Annotated in this window: 16 protein-coding genes and 1 tRNA gene; 7 read left to right on the top strand and 10 right to left on the bottom strand. The window is 64.3% G+C overall.

Features of this window, described 5'->3' with window-relative positions; translation table 11 throughout:
• Nucleotides 1-221 precede the first annotated feature (221 nt).
• From B7G54_RS23360 to egtB, 5 genes are all read right to left on the bottom strand, one after another.
• Entirely contained in the window at nucleotides 222-608 is a 387-nt protein-coding gene (locus B7G54_RS23360) for a hypothetical protein (RefSeq protein WP_085041234.1), read from the bottom strand.
• Between the two features lie 187 nt (nucleotides 609-795).
• Nucleotides 796-1,050 carry a hypothetical protein gene (locus B7G54_RS23355; protein WP_085041233.1) on the bottom strand — a complete coding sequence of 85 codons (255 nt, stop codon included), beginning with the start codon at nucleotides 1,048-1,050 and terminating at the stop codon, nucleotides 796-798.
• 43 nt (nucleotides 1,051-1,093) lie between these two features.
• A complete protein-coding gene (locus B7G54_RS23350; protein WP_085041232.1) occupies nucleotides 1,094-1,396 on the bottom strand; it encodes a hypothetical protein in 303 nt (100 codons plus the stop codon).
• 296 nt (nucleotides 1,397-1,692) lie between these two features.
• Nucleotides 1,693-2,706: an L-histidine N(alpha)-methyltransferase gene (gene egtD, locus B7G54_RS23345; protein WP_085041231.1), complete on the bottom strand. Its 1,014-nt coding sequence runs from the start codon at nucleotides 2,704-2,706 to the stop codon at nucleotides 1,693-1,695.
• The gene (gene egtB / locus B7G54_RS23340) at nucleotides 2,690-3,913 is read right to left on the bottom strand and encodes an ergothioneine biosynthesis protein EgtB (protein ID WP_085041230.1); all 1,224 of its coding nucleotides are present in this window, start codon (nucleotides 3,911-3,913) and stop codon (nucleotides 2,690-2,692) included. The genes egtD and egtB overlap by 17 nt, the downstream gene beginning before the upstream one ends.
• A gap of 560 nt (nucleotides 3,914-4,473) precedes the next feature.
• On the opposite strand from egtB, the gene B7G54_RS23325 reads away from it, so the two are divergent.
• The gene (locus B7G54_RS23325; RefSeq protein WP_085041228.1) at nucleotides 4,474-4,950 is read left to right on the top strand and encodes a carboxymuconolactone decarboxylase family protein; all 477 of its coding nucleotides are present in this window, start codon (nucleotides 4,474-4,476) and stop codon (nucleotides 4,948-4,950) included.
• The gene (locus B7G54_RS23320) at nucleotides 4,950-5,831 is read left to right on the top strand and encodes a sigma-70 family RNA polymerase sigma factor (protein ID WP_085041392.1); all 882 of its coding nucleotides are present in this window, start codon (nucleotides 4,950-4,952) and stop codon (nucleotides 5,829-5,831) included. The genes B7G54_RS23325 and B7G54_RS23320 overlap by 1 nt, the downstream gene beginning before the upstream one ends.
• A gap of 106 nt (nucleotides 5,832-5,937) precedes the next feature.
• On the opposite strand, the gene B7G54_RS23315 is transcribed toward B7G54_RS23320, so the two are convergent.
• Nucleotides 5,938-6,441 carry a DUF2628 domain-containing protein gene (locus B7G54_RS23315; RefSeq protein ID WP_085041227.1) on the bottom strand — a complete coding sequence of 168 codons (504 nt, stop codon included), beginning with the start codon at nucleotides 6,439-6,441 and terminating at the stop codon, nucleotides 5,938-5,940.
• A gap of 309 nt (nucleotides 6,442-6,750) precedes the next feature.
• A tRNA-Val gene (locus B7G54_RS23310) sits at nucleotides 6,751-6,827 on the bottom strand.
• A 584-nt stretch (nucleotides 6,828-7,411) separates the two neighbouring features.
• Here B7G54_RS23310 and B7G54_RS23305 point away from each other — a divergent pair.
• Nucleotides 7,412-7,675, top strand: coding sequence for a hypothetical protein (locus B7G54_RS23305; RefSeq protein WP_085041226.1), 264 nt, complete (start codon nucleotides 7,412-7,414; stop codon nucleotides 7,673-7,675).
• A 31-nt stretch (nucleotides 7,676-7,706) separates the two neighbouring features.
• Nucleotides 7,707-8,033: a hypothetical protein gene (locus B7G54_RS23300; protein WP_085041225.1), complete on the top strand. Its 327-nt coding sequence runs from the start codon at nucleotides 7,707-7,709 to the stop codon at nucleotides 8,031-8,033.
• A 228-nt stretch (nucleotides 8,034-8,261) separates the two neighbouring features.
• Here the strand turns inward: B7G54_RS23300 and B7G54_RS39150 are convergent, their stop codons facing one another.
• The gene (locus B7G54_RS39150; RefSeq protein ID WP_165765609.1) at nucleotides 8,262-8,513 is read right to left on the bottom strand and encodes a hypothetical protein; all 252 of its coding nucleotides are present in this window, start codon (nucleotides 8,511-8,513) and stop codon (nucleotides 8,262-8,264) included.
• 3 nt (nucleotides 8,514-8,516) lie between these two features.
• On the opposite strand from B7G54_RS39150, the gene B7G54_RS39145 reads away from it, so the two are divergent.
• A complete protein-coding gene (locus tag B7G54_RS39145; RefSeq protein WP_165765608.1) occupies nucleotides 8,517-8,822 on the top strand; it encodes a hypothetical protein in 306 nt (101 codons plus the stop codon).
• Nucleotides 8,823-9,670: 848 nt separating this feature from the next.
• Here the strand turns inward: B7G54_RS39145 and B7G54_RS23290 are convergent.
• Together B7G54_RS23290 and B7G54_RS23285 are read right to left on the bottom strand one after the other, a co-directional pair.
• Complete coding sequence (locus B7G54_RS23290) at nucleotides 9,671-10,429, bottom strand: anti-sigma factor family protein (protein WP_085041223.1); 759 nt, start codon at nucleotides 10,427-10,429, stop codon at nucleotides 9,671-9,673.
• A complete protein-coding gene (locus B7G54_RS23285) occupies nucleotides 10,426-10,947 on the bottom strand; it encodes a sigma-70 family RNA polymerase sigma factor (RefSeq protein ID WP_085041222.1) in 522 nt (173 codons plus the stop codon). The genes B7G54_RS23290 and B7G54_RS23285 overlap by 4 nt, the downstream gene beginning before the upstream one ends.
• Nucleotides 10,948-11,104: 157 nt before the next feature.
• Here B7G54_RS23285 and B7G54_RS23280 point away from each other — a divergent pair, with 157 nt between their 5' ends.
• Together B7G54_RS23280 and B7G54_RS23275 are read left to right on the top strand one after the other, a co-directional pair.
• Nucleotides 11,105-12,199 (top strand): catalase family peroxidase, encoded by a 1,095-nt coding sequence (locus B7G54_RS23280; protein ID WP_085041221.1) that lies wholly within the window; start codon nucleotides 11,105-11,107, stop codon nucleotides 12,197-12,199.
• Complete coding sequence (locus B7G54_RS23275; RefSeq protein ID WP_165765607.1) at nucleotides 12,199-12,729, top strand: cytochrome b; 531 nt, start codon at nucleotides 12,199-12,201, stop codon at nucleotides 12,727-12,729. Before B7G54_RS23280 ends, B7G54_RS23275 begins: the two co-directional genes overlap by 1 nt.
• The last annotated feature ends 547 nt before the right edge of the window (nucleotides 12,730-13,276 follow it).

Below are 13,276 nucleotides of genomic sequence, written 5' to 3'. Positions count from 1 at the left end.
GCTTTTTCGACGCTGCGGGGCACGCTTGCGATGCGCGCACCTCGCGCCGATTTCCTGTCTGTTAGCCGCGTGTAAGCGATCCGTATTCGCACCCGTTCGCGGCGCGGTTACGGCTGGTTGCAAATCGGGTCGGCACGATGTTTTCGCGCGACAGCCGCGTTGCATTCCCGCAATGAAAAAAGGGCGCCGAGGCGCCCTTCCGTCACGTTTGCACGCCGCGCTTAAAGCGTGCGGCCCAATGCATGGTGATGCGAACGATGCGTGGACGTCGACGCGTGCGTGGTGTGGCCATGCGCACGTGCGTGCGTGTGACCGCGGCCCGGCTGCGCACCGGCGCGATCGGCGATCGTGTCGGAGCGGTCGGCCGCGCGCGACAGGCCCTTGTCGCGGTCGCCCGCGTGCATCCCGTTCGAGTTGCTCAGCGCCTCGCCGCTCATGTGGCCGGCGGACATGCCGCCGGCATTGCCGCCCAAACCACCTGCGCCGTGACCGCCGCCACCGCCACCACCGTTTCCACCGCCATTGCCGCCGGCAGCGGCATACGCGGAAACCGTGCCGAGCGCGAGCAGCGCGGCCATCAGTACGGACAGATATCGTTGCTGTTTCATCTTGTGCTCCCTGGAGCGCGTTCGTATGACTGCATTCTATGAACGCGCAAAATTCGCGCCGCACGACGTTGTAAATGATCGTAACGATGCGCGCGACGCGCATTCGTCCGATCAATCCGGGTGTACGTGAACGGGGAACGAGGCAGGCGGGCGCGGCGCCGCAGCGCCGCCCCGGTGACGAGGGTGCTTACTGCGCCGGCTGCATGCCCTGCGCAGCGGCCTTGTGTTGCGCGGCCTGCTCCTGCGCCTGCTTCTTCGCCATGTGGCGGCCGACGATACAGCCGCCAACCGCGCCGACGACCGCGTGATGCCCCGCATAGTGGCCGGCCACACCGCCGACCACCGCGCCCTTCATGCAGCCCGCTGCGTGCGCGCTGCCGACGGTGGCAAGCGCAACGACGGCCGCGGTGGCACATAGCCTGATGTGTCGAATGGGCATCATGTTTTCATTCTCCTCTTGTGGTGATCAAGTCGAGCCGCCTCGCTCAATCCCAGCGGCCGCCGCGCCAGCCGCCGCGATCGCGCCACTCGTGCTCGCGCCATTCACGGCGGCGCCACTCGTGTTCGCGCCATTCGCGCCGACGCCAGCCGTCGTCGCGCCAACCATCGTCGCGATAGCCGACCGGTGCGTACATGACGGGCGGAGGCGGCGCCACGTAAACGGGCGCCGGCGCCGCATAGGCAGGTACGCCAATGCCGACCGACAGGTCGACGTGGGCCGATGCGACGCCCGAAGCTGCCAGCGCCGCTACACCGAGAACTGCACCGAGGATGAGTTTCTTGTTCATCTCGCGACTCCCTGCACGTGTCGTGCGTCATGTGAATACGGTTCGGAGTCTAGGCACCGGACACAGACACAGGTGAAACGGGTATGCGAGACAGGTAACGGACGTTTACAGGTGCCCGCAAAGCCTTGCGGGACAAGGAAGAGGCGGCATTCTACGCACCGTTGCAGCGGCGCCTCGGGCCGGTAAAAAAGGGATTTTCCGCACGAAACCGGGCGATCGGAGCGCGCCGGCGTGCGCCGGAATACGTCGAATGCGAACCGCCCGCTCCATAAGCGAGCGGTCCGCAAGCGCGTGGGTCACGCGCGAATATCGTCGACGCTGCGCAGCCAGTGCACGCTGAACAGGTTGTCCGCGTCGGTCCACACGGTATCGGGCGCAAATCCTGCGCGGCGCGCGATCGCATGGAAACCGTCGATCGTGAACTTGTGCGAATTCTCCGTGTGGATGCGCTCGCCCGCTTCGAAGCGGAACGCGTGGCCGCGCACGTGCACGGTCTGCGCGATGTCGCTGACGAGATGCATCTCGATGCGCTGTCGCGCGCGGTCGTAGAACGCGCAATGCGAGAACGCGTCGACGTCGAAATCCGCGCCGAGCTCGGCGTTCGCGCGCACCAGCAGGTTCAGGTTGAACTGCGCGGTCACGCCCTGCGCATCGTTGTACGCGTCGTGCAGCGTGCGCTCGTCCTTCACGAGATCCGCACCGACCAGCAAGCCGCCGCCACGCAGCAGCCGCGCGGCGTCGCGCAGAAACGCATCGGCTTCTTCCCGCGAGAAGTTGCCGATTGTCGAGCCGGGAAAGAAGCCGATACGCCGCGCCGGTGTCGCGGTCAGCTCGGCCAGTTGCTCGGCCTTCGTGTAGTCGGCCGCGATCGGCGCGACGTCGAGCCACGGATACGCGGCCCGCAGCCGCGCAGCGGCGTCGTGCAGATAGTCGGCCGAGATGTCGACCGGCACGTAGCGCGCCGGCGCGTTCGCGTAGTGGCTTGCGAACGCGTCGAGCAGCACGCGGATCTTCTCGAGCGAGCCCGCACCGAATTCGACGAGTTCCGCATGCGGGCCGACGCGCCGCACGATCTCGGCCGCGCGATCGCGCAGGATGCCGAGCTCGGTGCGGGTCGGATAATACTCGGGCAGTTCGCAGATGCGATCGAACAGCGCGGAACCGGCCGCATCGTAGAAGTATTTCGGCGGAATGCTGCGCGGCGTACGCGACAGCCCGTCGATCAGGTCGCGCTCGAACGCGCTCGGCCGCGAATCGCGGGCGGGTTGCTGGCCACCGCTCGTGGCCGTCTGGTCAGACGTCTCGCGCAAGTCGCACTCCCGTGAATTGCCAGCGCGCGGCCGGCGGAAAGAAATTGCGGTACGTCGGCCGTTCGTGCCCGGGCGGCGTTGCGATGCTGCTGCCGCGCAGGACCTGCTGGCCGACCATGAACTTGCCGTTGTATTCGGCAGCTACCCCGGCAAGCGGCCGAAAGCCCGGGTACGGCTCGTAGGACGAGCGCGTCCATTGCCACACGTGCCCGAGCATCTGCCGGATGCCTTCGGCGGGGAACGCGGCTTCCCATTCGAATTCGGTCGGCAGGCGTGCGCCGGCCCATTCCGCGTATGCGGCCGCTTCGTAGAAGCTCACGTGGCACACCGGTGCGTCGGGTGCGAGCGGTTCGACGCCGTGCAGGCCGAACGTGCGCCGTACGCGCGTCGCGGCCGCATCGTCGTCGTCGGGCATCCAGTACGCGGGCCCCTGCCACCCTTCCCGCTGCACCGTGGCCCAGCCGTCCGACAGCCAGAACTCGGGGCGCGTGTAGCCGCCGTCGGCGACGAACGCCGCGAATTCCGCATTCGTTACCAGGCGGCTCGCGATCTCGTACGGCCGCACGAGCGCCGTATGGCGCGGCCGTTCGTTGTCGAACGAGAACGCGTCGCCATCGTGGCCGATCTCGACGAGCCCGCCCGGCTGGTGCAGCCAGCGTTGCGCGCCGGCGTCGCCCGCAGCCATCGCGCCTGCGTCCGCCCCGTTGCGCGGCCGGAACGCCGGCTTCAGCGGGTTGCACGAGAACGCATGCAGCATGTCGGTGACGATCAGCTCCTGGTGCTGCTGCTCGTGATGCAGGCCGAGCACGATCTCGGGCGCGATCGTATCGAGCAGCGCGGGATCGGCGCCGGCCAGCGCGCGCAGCATCGCGTCGTCGACGTACTGCCGGTACGCATGCACCTCGTCGAGCGACGGGCGCGTGAGCAACCCGCGTTGCGGCCGCGGATGGCGCGGTCCGAGCGCTTCGTAATAGGAATTGAAGAGGAACTGGAAGGCGGCGTCGAACGGCGCGTAGCCGGGCACGCGGCGCATCAGCACGACGGTTTCGAAGAACCAGGTCGTATGCGCGAGGTGCCATTTCGTCGGGCTGGCGTCGGGCATCGACTGCACGGCCTGGTCTTCGGCGGACAACGTCGCAGTCAACGCGACGCTATGCGCGCGCACGTCCTGATAACGGCGCTGAAGCTGTGATGCAAGGAGGCTCATCGGTTTACCGTCCACGTCGCGATTCGCTGCGTTGCGTTGCCGGAAAAGGGAAAGCCTTGCGCGTGATGCGCGCGGCTGACGTGCGAACTGCTGCTGCGTCGTCGGGCAACCGGCGCGCGCCGGGCCGCTGATGCGGCGTCACTTCATCTGCCCACGCAGAACAGTATGGGCCAGAAATGTGAATGTTGCTGATCGAGATGCGGGTGAAACGGCTGAGAAATGTAAATGAAAGTAATCGATCACCTGCCAATTGCTGACATCAGCGCGTATCGAGGTACGTACTGAGAGGCATGCGTCGGCCGTTGTGATCGACGCGCGCCGTGGACATTCACGCGGCCGTGATCGTCACCATGACGTGAACGAGGAATCGTCTGACCAGCACGGGCACGCGAAGCGTGCTCGCCGCGTCTTTCGCGTTCGGCGAACGCCCTGCCCGCCCTTGCCCGGCGCCCTTCCACGCCGATCCGCGCGCCGGCTTCGAAAAAAATTTTGCGTCGATGTCACACACACAGGTGGCTCGCTCGTCATATCACCGGAACCCACACGAAAGGAGAAGGACCATGACTGCGAAACTCAATCCGTTTGCCGCCGCGCCCGCCTTGATGAAGCACTGGATGACCGTCTCGGTCGCCGCCGCGCAGAGCCTCGAGCCGACGCTGATCGAGCTGGTCAAGATCCGCGCGTCGCAGATCAATGCGTGCGCGAACTGCATTAACATGCACACCGCCGAGGCGCGCGAGCAAGGCGAGACCGAGCAGCGCATCTACCTGCTGTCCGCATGGCGCGAAGCGCCCTGCTACACCGACCGCGAACGCGCGGCGCTCGGCTGGACCGATGCGCTTACGCGGCTGTCGGAGGGCCACGCGGCGCACGAAGCGGCCTACGCGGCGCTGAACGACCACTTCAGCCAGGAGGAACAGGTGAAACTCACGCTGATGATCAACGTGATCAACGGCTGGAACCGGCTCGCGGTCGGCTTCGGGCTGTGGATCGACCCGGCCGACGCGAAGGCAGCCGCCGCGAAGATGGTGGCCTGATGCCGAACCTCGACCCGGCCAAGGACAGCGCCGACGAGCGGGCCGATGCGGCGGCGAGCTTCGACCCGCTGCGCCGCACGCTGATCCGCGTCGCGTACCGGATGCTCGGTTCCGTCGCGGATGCCGAGGACATGGTGCAGGAAGCGTTCATCCGCTGGATGGATGTCGACCGCACCGAGGTGCGCGTACCTGAAGCGTTCCTGCGCCGCATGGTGATGCGCATGTGCCTCGATCAGCTGAAGTCCGCACGGCACCAGCGCGAGACCTATATCGGCCCGTGGCTGCCCGAGCCGGTCGTCGAGGAAGACGAACAGGAAGACGTCACGCTGCCGCTGCTGCTCGCGCTCGAACGGCTCTCGCCGCTCGAACGCGCGGCGTTCCTGCTGCACGACGTGTTCGGCCTCGAGTTCGACGAAGTGGCCACGACGATCCAGCGCGACTCGGCCGCGTGCCGGCAGCTCGCCGCGCGGGCCCGCACGCACGTGCGCGAGGCTCGGCCGCGCTTCCATGTCGAGAAACAGCGCGGAATCGAATTGGCGGAAGCGTTCTTTGCGGCGTCACGCAGCGGCGACATGCGCGCGCTCGGCGCGATGCTCGCCGAGGACGTGAGCCTGCACGCGGATGGCGGCGGCAAGCGCTCGGCCGCGGGCACGCCGGTGTTCGGCTTCGAGCGCGTGATGAAGGTGCACGAGTACCTGGCAGGGCTGTTCGCCACGCATGCGTCGACGCTCGTGCGTGCAGGGTTCATCAACGGGCTGCCGGGTTTCGTCACGCAGGAAGCGGACGGCGAGCTGCAGACCACCGCGTTCGAGATCGAGGACGGTAAGATCGTCGCGATCTATGTCGTGCGGAATCCTGACAAATTGAAGCATCTGCACTGAGTCAGACGGGATCGCGTGTCGGGTGCCGTGCGCATGCATGGCCGCGATGCGCCCTTTTCTCCGCTCCGTCCTGCCGCCCTGCTTTGCCGGCTGCCGGTTCCTGCGATCAATACGTCCCGGCAACGACGTAGATCAGGAAGCCGAGCAACGGCGTCGCGACCGCGAAACCGGCCGCCGCGAGCCAGTTCGTGCCACCTTGCGCTTCCAGCAGCGCGAGAAACGATTCGCGCGACGTCGCGTTTGGGCGCAGCTTCTCGATCTGGCGTTCGACGTACGTCCTGTAGAGGCTGTTCCCGCACCAGCCAAGCGTGACCGCGATCCCGATGGTGACCGGATCGATCATGCTCGATTCGAAGTATTTCGGGAAGTACAGCAATTCGACCAGCGTGATCCCGAGCGTGACGCCCAGCACGGCTGCCGCCTGCCAGTACATGCATCGATACGCCATCCACACCGGGCCCAGGAAACAGGCCGCCCAGTTCCACGACTGCCGGTTCTTTCGCGACGCGGCGATCGTCCATTTCCTCTCGAACCAGTCGGCCTTCTTGCCGACGTATGCGGCGATTTCGTCGTTGCTCGCGGACGATGTGGCGGTCGTGACGTCGGACATGGTCGTGTGCTCTCGGTCGCGCGGATCGCGCGTCGTTGTTGGGATGCGTTGGAGATCGGGCGACGCTCGGAACGCCCCGCTTCGATGCGCACACGATTCTACGCGCGGCGCCGTGGCCGTTGTATGGCGAATCGAAGTGTCGGTGACGAAGGATAGGATGCCGTGGATCGCGTAACGCATCGCGGCGACATGCGTTGTTTCGGCCGGAAAAAGAAAAACGCCACGCGAAGTTGCCGCGTGGCGTTTGTATGTTGGCGAGCCGCATTGCCTGTAGGCAACTTGTGCTGCCAGACCCCTTCATTTGTTCGTTGGTAGGCTCGATTGGATTCGAACCAACGACCCCCACCATGTCAAGGTGGTGCTCTAACCAACTGAGCTACGAGCCTAAGAAGCCGCGAATTATAGAGAGGGATTTTGAGGAGCACAAGCCCCTTCGTGAAAATTTTTTGAATCGGGGTGCGCGGGGCCAACGATCGATGTTGCGTGGCGATGCCTGGGACGTTGGCTTCGCCTGTTCGCATCACAGCAAAACGCGTCGATGCGCTGCTGTGTTATCCACATTGCCCTCTGGATAACTATCCTGCAAGCCTCTGGATTCACAGTGGAGCGATTGAGGATATGTCGGCGACGCTGTGAATCGACGAAAAGTTGTTCTGTGCTGCCCGGAGCTGTTCACGTGAGACACCCAAGGTTATGCATTCTGCTTCCTGCCGGGAATTCATGAGGTTAGGGACGTTATCCACTGTGAGGCACAGGGTTTGTTAACTATCACTACGTATGTATATGAACTCTGTTAACACCTTTGGATAAGCACAGTCCGTCGACTGTGATCCGCTCAGGATATGCACTGCGTGCAGTGACTGGATGAACGAAGCGGAAGGCTGTGAAGCGCTCGAGCGACCCGTGAGCCGTCATGTCTGTAGAATCGCCGGCATCCAGGATGAGGGCCTGGCGCACAGGCTCGCGACACATGACCGATTCTTCGTTGACCCGGCTCGACGCACTCGATATCGATGCCGTCATAGACCGGATGCAGCAGCATCCCGGCGACATCGTGTTCGAGCAGCGTGTGTCGATCCCGGAAGCCGAGGTTCTGTGTTGCCGCTACAAAGGCGAGCGATTCAACGTGAAGTTCGATCTCGACTACGGGGTGTTTGTCGATCGCGTCGGGAAGCTGTCCGGCGAGGACATCGCGGAGGTTGTCGGATGGCTTATGAAGAAGGAAGCAGGGTGATCACGGCGGACGACACCGGACGAGGCAATCGATGAAGGTACCCGCCAATGAGATGCTGGTGCTGGATATTGCAGGTCACGTTGCGGTTGTCGTGACCGACGTGGCGGCTGTTGCGGATGTACTGATGCGGCTCGGGTTTGCACCGCACGGCGATCGTTGGGAGCGCACGATCGCGGACGATCATGATCGACGTGCTCTCGTTGCCGCGCTTGTCGACCTGGACGCGTTGTTTTCCGCTGGCTGTGACTGGAGCCCTCAAGCGCTCGTCGAGTATTACCGGGAAATTGGCGTCATTCGAAACGATTACCGTTCGATCGCATGGCGCGGGCCAGCACAATACGTAATCGAGCGGCATTGAAGCGACGATCGATCGATCGATGTTTTCCGCATACGTGACGATGCCGAAGAAAATGCAGAGCGAGGGCCGGTAATGGGACCGATCGTTTGCCATCGGCACGGGTTCAACGTTGTCAGAACGACGTCGAAGGGCGTCCATGCACGCGTTCGGACGCGCGGCCAGTTTGCGCCCGGCGAGCTGCTCAAGGTCTTGCTCGACCGGCCGAAGTACAGCCGCGAAATGTGGGTGCTACGTACCGAGTTCGACGAACTCGATGTCGAAGCGTCGTTTATCGGGAACGTCGCCCATGTCACTGCATTCCCGAAAATCGCGGCGCTCGAGCGTTTGCGCGCGTATGGCTGTTCGACGTGTGTCGACGAGCTGCTCGTGCGATCGGGCGAAACGCCGCGTGAGCCGACATCGGAGGCGCAGGCGTTCGATACGTCCGTCGTCGCGGCGGACGCCAAATGGCCGCACGGCTTCGCGCGTTGCGAGTTTCATGGGTTGATCCTGCCGACGCGCACGTCGCCGGATATCGAAGCAGCGATTCTGTCGATCGATGTGATCCGCCATTGCCATGTCGTACAGGTGACCGACCGCACGAAGAAGCACGAACCGAAGTACTGGTTCAGCGAAGCGTTTCTGCGCAAGGTGCTCGGGGCCGATGTCGCGGTCGACGGATCGACGTTCAGGCTCGATGACGAGGAGACGTTCGACAAGCTGTGGAATGCGGGCGAACGGGTCTGTCGAAGCTGTCTGCGCGAAACGTTGAGGCGCAGCGGTCTAGGTGACGATGACATACCGGCGTAAGCCAAGGTCTATCTGACCAAGTGACTTCGGCGGTGGCGAAGGTGCTCGGCATTCGTGTGTGGATAACCGGGGCGCAAAATGACTCGGAGCGCTGTGCATCCGGTTGGTGAGCGTGCGTCGGAATCGCCAGCCGGGCGCGGATCCAGGCGATATCGGAGAGTGACGGGCGAATCCGGGCGCATGAGCATGCGACTGAACGGAAGGTCACTGTTGCCACGACGTGGCCACATGCGCAATGTGCATCGCGTTTCGTGCGGCCTTAGTCAGGCTCGACATGGTCGCATGTGGACAACCCGCACACCAACCAGTCGAATCTCTGTGCATTGAATCGGTGAGCGCCTTGCATTCGATCACACGAGTCAGTCCGAACACCTTGTCTGGCAGGGCTCTGCGGGAATAGTGCAGATGATGTGGGTAGTGCTGGCACGATCCGACGAGATTGAATGCCTTGTGGATATCGAGCAGTCAAAGCACTCGAAGGCCTGTGCATTCAGCGGGCGAGGGTAATCGAATTCGGAGCGGATGTTCGCGTTATCTCACTGGTGTGGATATCGCACGCGAAAACAACCCGAAACACTGTGCAGGCCGAAGGTGAGCGAGTTGACCGATGACCGTACGCGGCGCCGCCATGATCGATGTGGATATCCCGTTCCGCAGCGACTCGAAACCCTGTGATTCCAAAGGGTGAGGGCGCCGAAGGCGTTCCGGTGTGGACAACAGGCCCGGAAAGTCAGTCGAAACACTGTGCGAGCGAGTGGTGAGCGTGAGCGCCCCCAAGCCGGCAAAGCCGCATCATTCCAGGCGCTGGCGGCCACCGAGGACCGCCAACAGGGCGCGCATCGTACCACTCAAGTCTGCTGATCGAGCGCCTGCACGACCGCTTTCTCCGCGAGGCTCCCGGCCGGCCCGACCACCGCATAGTTGAGCCCGTTCACTGACCCATACCGTGCCAGCAGCGCGCCATCCACGCGTTGCCCGGCCGGCAGCAGCCGATGTACCGATTCCGCCGGCCGGAGATAGAAGCTCAGCGTCCGCCCGGCTGCGTCCTCATAGAGCACCATCGCAGCCGTGGCGCCGCTGTCCGTCGTAAACAACCGTCCGCCGACGGGCCTGAACCCCGCCGCACTCAAATCCGGCAGCTTCGCCGACGCACCCACACGCTTGGTGAGCCACCCCTGCAAATCTCCCGCACCTGTTGGCCGGTAATCGACCTTGGCCGTCTGATCCACCACCATCATCCGGTAAGCCTCGACCGCATCGCTCATCGGCGCGATGGGCGGCGCTGCGTTCCACCCGCGCGCCTGCCACCCGCCTAACGTCCCCAGCCCGACGCAGAACACGAACGAAGCCGCCATCGCAAACCGCATCCGCGTGCGTTCTGCCCGCCGGCCGCGAATCGCCGCCGGATCGAGCGCAGGATTATCCGCTGGCATCCGCACGCTCTCGAGCGCGGCCCGCAACCGCTGCGCATCCTGCTGCCATTGCTTCACCTGTTCCGCACGCTCCGGATGCAGCGCGAGATAGCGCTCGACCGCGGCGCGTGCATCGTCGTCGAGCTGGCCGTCGACGTAGGCCTGGAGGTCGTGTTCGTTGGGAGGCGTGTTCATTTCTTCATCAACCGGAGAGAAGGAGCAGGAAGCTCGCCGTCGCTGAGCTGGCGCAGCGCTTGGCGCGCGCGGGAGAGCCGCGACATCACGGTGCCGATCGGCACGTCGAGCAGGTCGGCGACTTCCTGATAGGTGAAGCCCTCGACCGCGACGAGCAGCAGCAGGCTGCGCTGCTCGTCCGAGAGCCGGCCGAATGCTTCGAGCGTCGCGCGCGCTGTGAATTCGCGTTCGGCGGACGGCCAGTGCGCTTCGTCGTCGTCGCGGATGCGCCCAAGCAGCCACGCGTAGCGCTTCGCGCTGCGTTTGCCGTCGAGAAACTGCCGGTACAGGATCGTGAAGAGCCAGCTGCGCAGCGATGCGTCGTCGCGGCGGCTCGTCCAGCGCGACAGCGCGCGCTCGAGCGTCGACTGGACGAGATCGTCGGCCGCGTGGACGTCGCGCGCCAGCCAGAGCGCGAAGCGTCGCAGCCTGGGGATGAGTTCGCGCAGTGCTTCGTCGTCGAGGGCGGTGGAGGGCATGGCCGGGCCGGTTGCCGAAAGGGTCGAGATGTCGCGTAGGACGCTGGCGAGCATCGATTATTCCCTTCAGCATAGGAAAAAAATTTTCGTGGAATAAAGCGACGCGGGTGGCGTCCTACGCGGGTTCGACAATGACCTGACGGTCGGGAGCATATACATGGAGCGATCTTCTTCCTCTTCTTCGCCGCAGCGCGAGCCCGGGCGCGGGTGGTGGCGCTGGGCCGCGATCGGCGGCGCGGTGGCCGGCGTGGCCGTGGCGTTCGGGTATGTCGGCGGGTGGCTTGCGCCGGCGCGTCTGACCCCGCACCGGATCGTCGATGCGTTGCAGACGGCCGGCGGCGGTATTCATCCGGGCTTCCGGCGCAACCACGCGAAGGGCGTGTGCGTGACCGGTTACTTCGAAGGCAATGGCGCCGCGAGCGCGTATTCGGTCGCGCCGTTCTTCAAGGCGGTGCGCACGCCGGTGGTCGGGCGCTTCGCGTTGCCGGGCGGGAATCCGTATGCGCCCGACAGCAGTGTGCCGATCCGCAGCCTCGCGCTGAAGCTCACCGCGCCCGATGGCGAGCAATGGCGCACCGGGATGAACGCGATGCCCGTGTTTCCGGTCGCGACGCCGCAGGCGTTCTACGCGCAATTGGTGGCGACGCGGGCCGATCCGAAGACGGGCAAGCCCGATCCGGCGAAGGTGAAGGCGTTTTTTGGCGCGCACCCGGAGACGGCCGCGTTCCGCGAATGGGTGAAGGGTGCGAAGCCGAGCGCGAGTTACGTCACCGAAAGCTATTACGGGTTGAACGCGTTCTACTTCGTCGATGCGGCCGGCAAGCGCCAGGCGGTGCGATGGCGCGTCGTGCCGGAGCAGACGGCCGGCGCCGGGAACGTCGCGACGGCCGCGGATCCGAACGTATTGCAGCAGGACGTGACGCAGCGCATCGCGGCCGGTGCGCAGAAGTGGAAGCTGCTCGTCACCTTGGCGGAGCCCGGCGATCCGGTGGACGACGCGACGAAGGTCTGGCCCGCGCAGCGCACGACGATCGATGCGGGCACGCTCGTGCTTGACCGCGTGGAGGCGCAGGACAGCGGGCCGTGCCGCGATGTGAATTACGACCCGACGGTGCTGCCGCAGGGGATTCAGGTGTCAGGGGATCCGTTGCTGGCGGCGCGGTCGGCGGCCTATGCGGATTCGTATCTGCGCAGGACGAGTGAAGAGGCCGGGGTGGCAGGCGTGGCGCGATTGAGTGGGGAGGGACGGTGATGAAGGCTTCGACGACGTTTAGTTTGCCGGCGAGGGTGCTGCACTGGGTGATGGCCGCGATGATCATCGCGATGCTGTTCATCGGGGTGGGGATGGTGGCGTCCGTTTCTGAGCGGCATGCGCTTTTGGTGGCGATTCACAAGCCTCTGGGTATTGCCGTGCTCGTGCTGGTTTGCGTGCGGATCGTGGTGCGGATCCTGTCGAAGCCGCCGGCGTTGCCCGAGGATCTGCCGGGGTGGCAGAAGGTTGCCGCGCACGGGTCGCATCTCGTGCTGTATGCGCTGATGCTCTCGATGCCGCTGATCGGGTGGGCGATGCTGTCGGCGGGCGGGTATCCGGTGACGCTGGGCGATGGTGTGCAGCTGCCGGCGCTGGTGTCGGCTGATCCGGTGACGTTCGCATGGCTCCGGGTCGCGCACCGGGTGCTGGCGTATCTGTTCTTCGCGACGTTCCTCGCGCACTTTGCTGCCGCGCTGTATCACGGGCTGATTCGGCGGGACGGTGTGGTGAGGGCGATGGTGGGGCGGTGAGCGACGGAGCGTTGCGTTCGATGCGGCGGGGCTGGTCACGGGCGACCGAGGCTGCTCCTGCCGTGTCGCATATATATGACCACCGGAGAGGCTCAGCGGCCCCCGGCACCGCATGTCAAAATAATTTCACAAAAGGGCTTGCGGAGACTGAGGCGGGTGCTTAGAATCACGCCTCTTTCGCGCTAACGGAAACGCAGCGCGGGGGGAAAGAAGGGAAGCGGTGCTGTTGATGTCGGTTTTATCGATTCCAGCGCACACGAAATTAAACCGCAGTCGTCGCAACGAAGTAGTTAAAAAAGTTGTTGACGAGTTTTAAAAAACGGTTAATAATCTCGCTTCTCTGCTGCTGAAAACGCAGCGCTGCCGGGAAACACGAAGTTCCTCGCAGAATGCTCTTTAAAAATTAACAGCCGATAAGTGTGGGCGCTTGATGGAAGCGAGCTGATCCTCGGATCAGATAGCGAAAGTATCAAGAGTCTCACACTAAAGTAAGTCAGGTTTATGAAGTGATTCATATTCCTGTCAGCTTTGAGTGAGCGACCGGTTC

This window comes from Burkholderia puraquae (assembly GCF_002099195.1).
GTDB classification, from domain to species: Bacteria; Pseudomonadota; Gammaproteobacteria; order Burkholderiales; family Burkholderiaceae; genus Burkholderia; species Burkholderia puraquae.
This window is presented reverse-complemented; position numbering and strand designations above follow the sequence as displayed.

Coding starts and splice junctions, on each gene's coding strand:
- B7G54_RS23360 (WP_085041234.1), bottom strand. CDS start 608: ATGAAACAGCAACGATATCTGTCCGTACTGATGGCCGCGCTGCTCGCG.
- B7G54_RS23355 (WP_085041233.1), bottom strand. CDS start 1,050: ATGATGCCCATTCGACACATCAGGCTATGTGCCACCGCGGCCGTCGTT.
- B7G54_RS23350 (WP_085041232.1), bottom strand. CDS start 1,396: ATGAACAAGAAACTCATCCTCGGTGCAGTTCTCGGTGTAGCGGCGCTG.
- egtB (WP_085041230.1), bottom strand. CDS start 3,913: ATGAGCCTCCTTGCATCACAGCTTCAGCGCCGTTATCAGGACGTGCGC.
- B7G54_RS23325 (WP_085041228.1), top strand. CDS start 4,474: ATGACTGCGAAACTCAATCCGTTTGCCGCCGCGCCCGCCTTGATGAAG.
- B7G54_RS23320 (WP_085041392.1), top strand. CDS start 4,950: ATGCCGAACCTCGACCCGGCCAAGGACAGCGCCGACGAGCGGGCCGAT.
- B7G54_RS23315 (WP_085041227.1), bottom strand. CDS start 6,441: ATGTCCGACGTCACGACCGCCACATCGTCCGCGAGCAACGACGAAATC.
- B7G54_RS23305 (WP_085041226.1), top strand. CDS start 7,412: ATGACCGATTCTTCGTTGACCCGGCTCGACGCACTCGATATCGATGCC.
- B7G54_RS23300 (WP_085041225.1), top strand. CDS start 7,707: ATGAAGGTACCCGCCAATGAGATGCTGGTGCTGGATATTGCAGGTCAC.
- B7G54_RS39150 (WP_165765609.1), bottom strand. CDS start 8,513: ATGAAACTCGCAACGCGCGAAGCCGTGCGGCCATTTGGCGTCCGCCGC.
- B7G54_RS23290 (WP_085041223.1), bottom strand. CDS start 10,429: ATGAACACGCCTCCCAACGAACACGACCTCCAGGCCTACGTCGACGGC.
- B7G54_RS23285 (WP_085041222.1), bottom strand. CDS start 10,947: ATGCCCTCCACCGCCCTCGACGACGAAGCACTGCGCGAACTCATCCCC.
- B7G54_RS23280 (WP_085041221.1), top strand. CDS start 11,105: ATGGAGCGATCTTCTTCCTCTTCTTCGCCGCAGCGCGAGCCCGGGCGC.
- B7G54_RS23275 (WP_165765607.1), top strand. CDS start 12,199: ATGAAGGCTTCGACGACGTTTAGTTTGCCGGCGAGGGTGCTGCACTGG.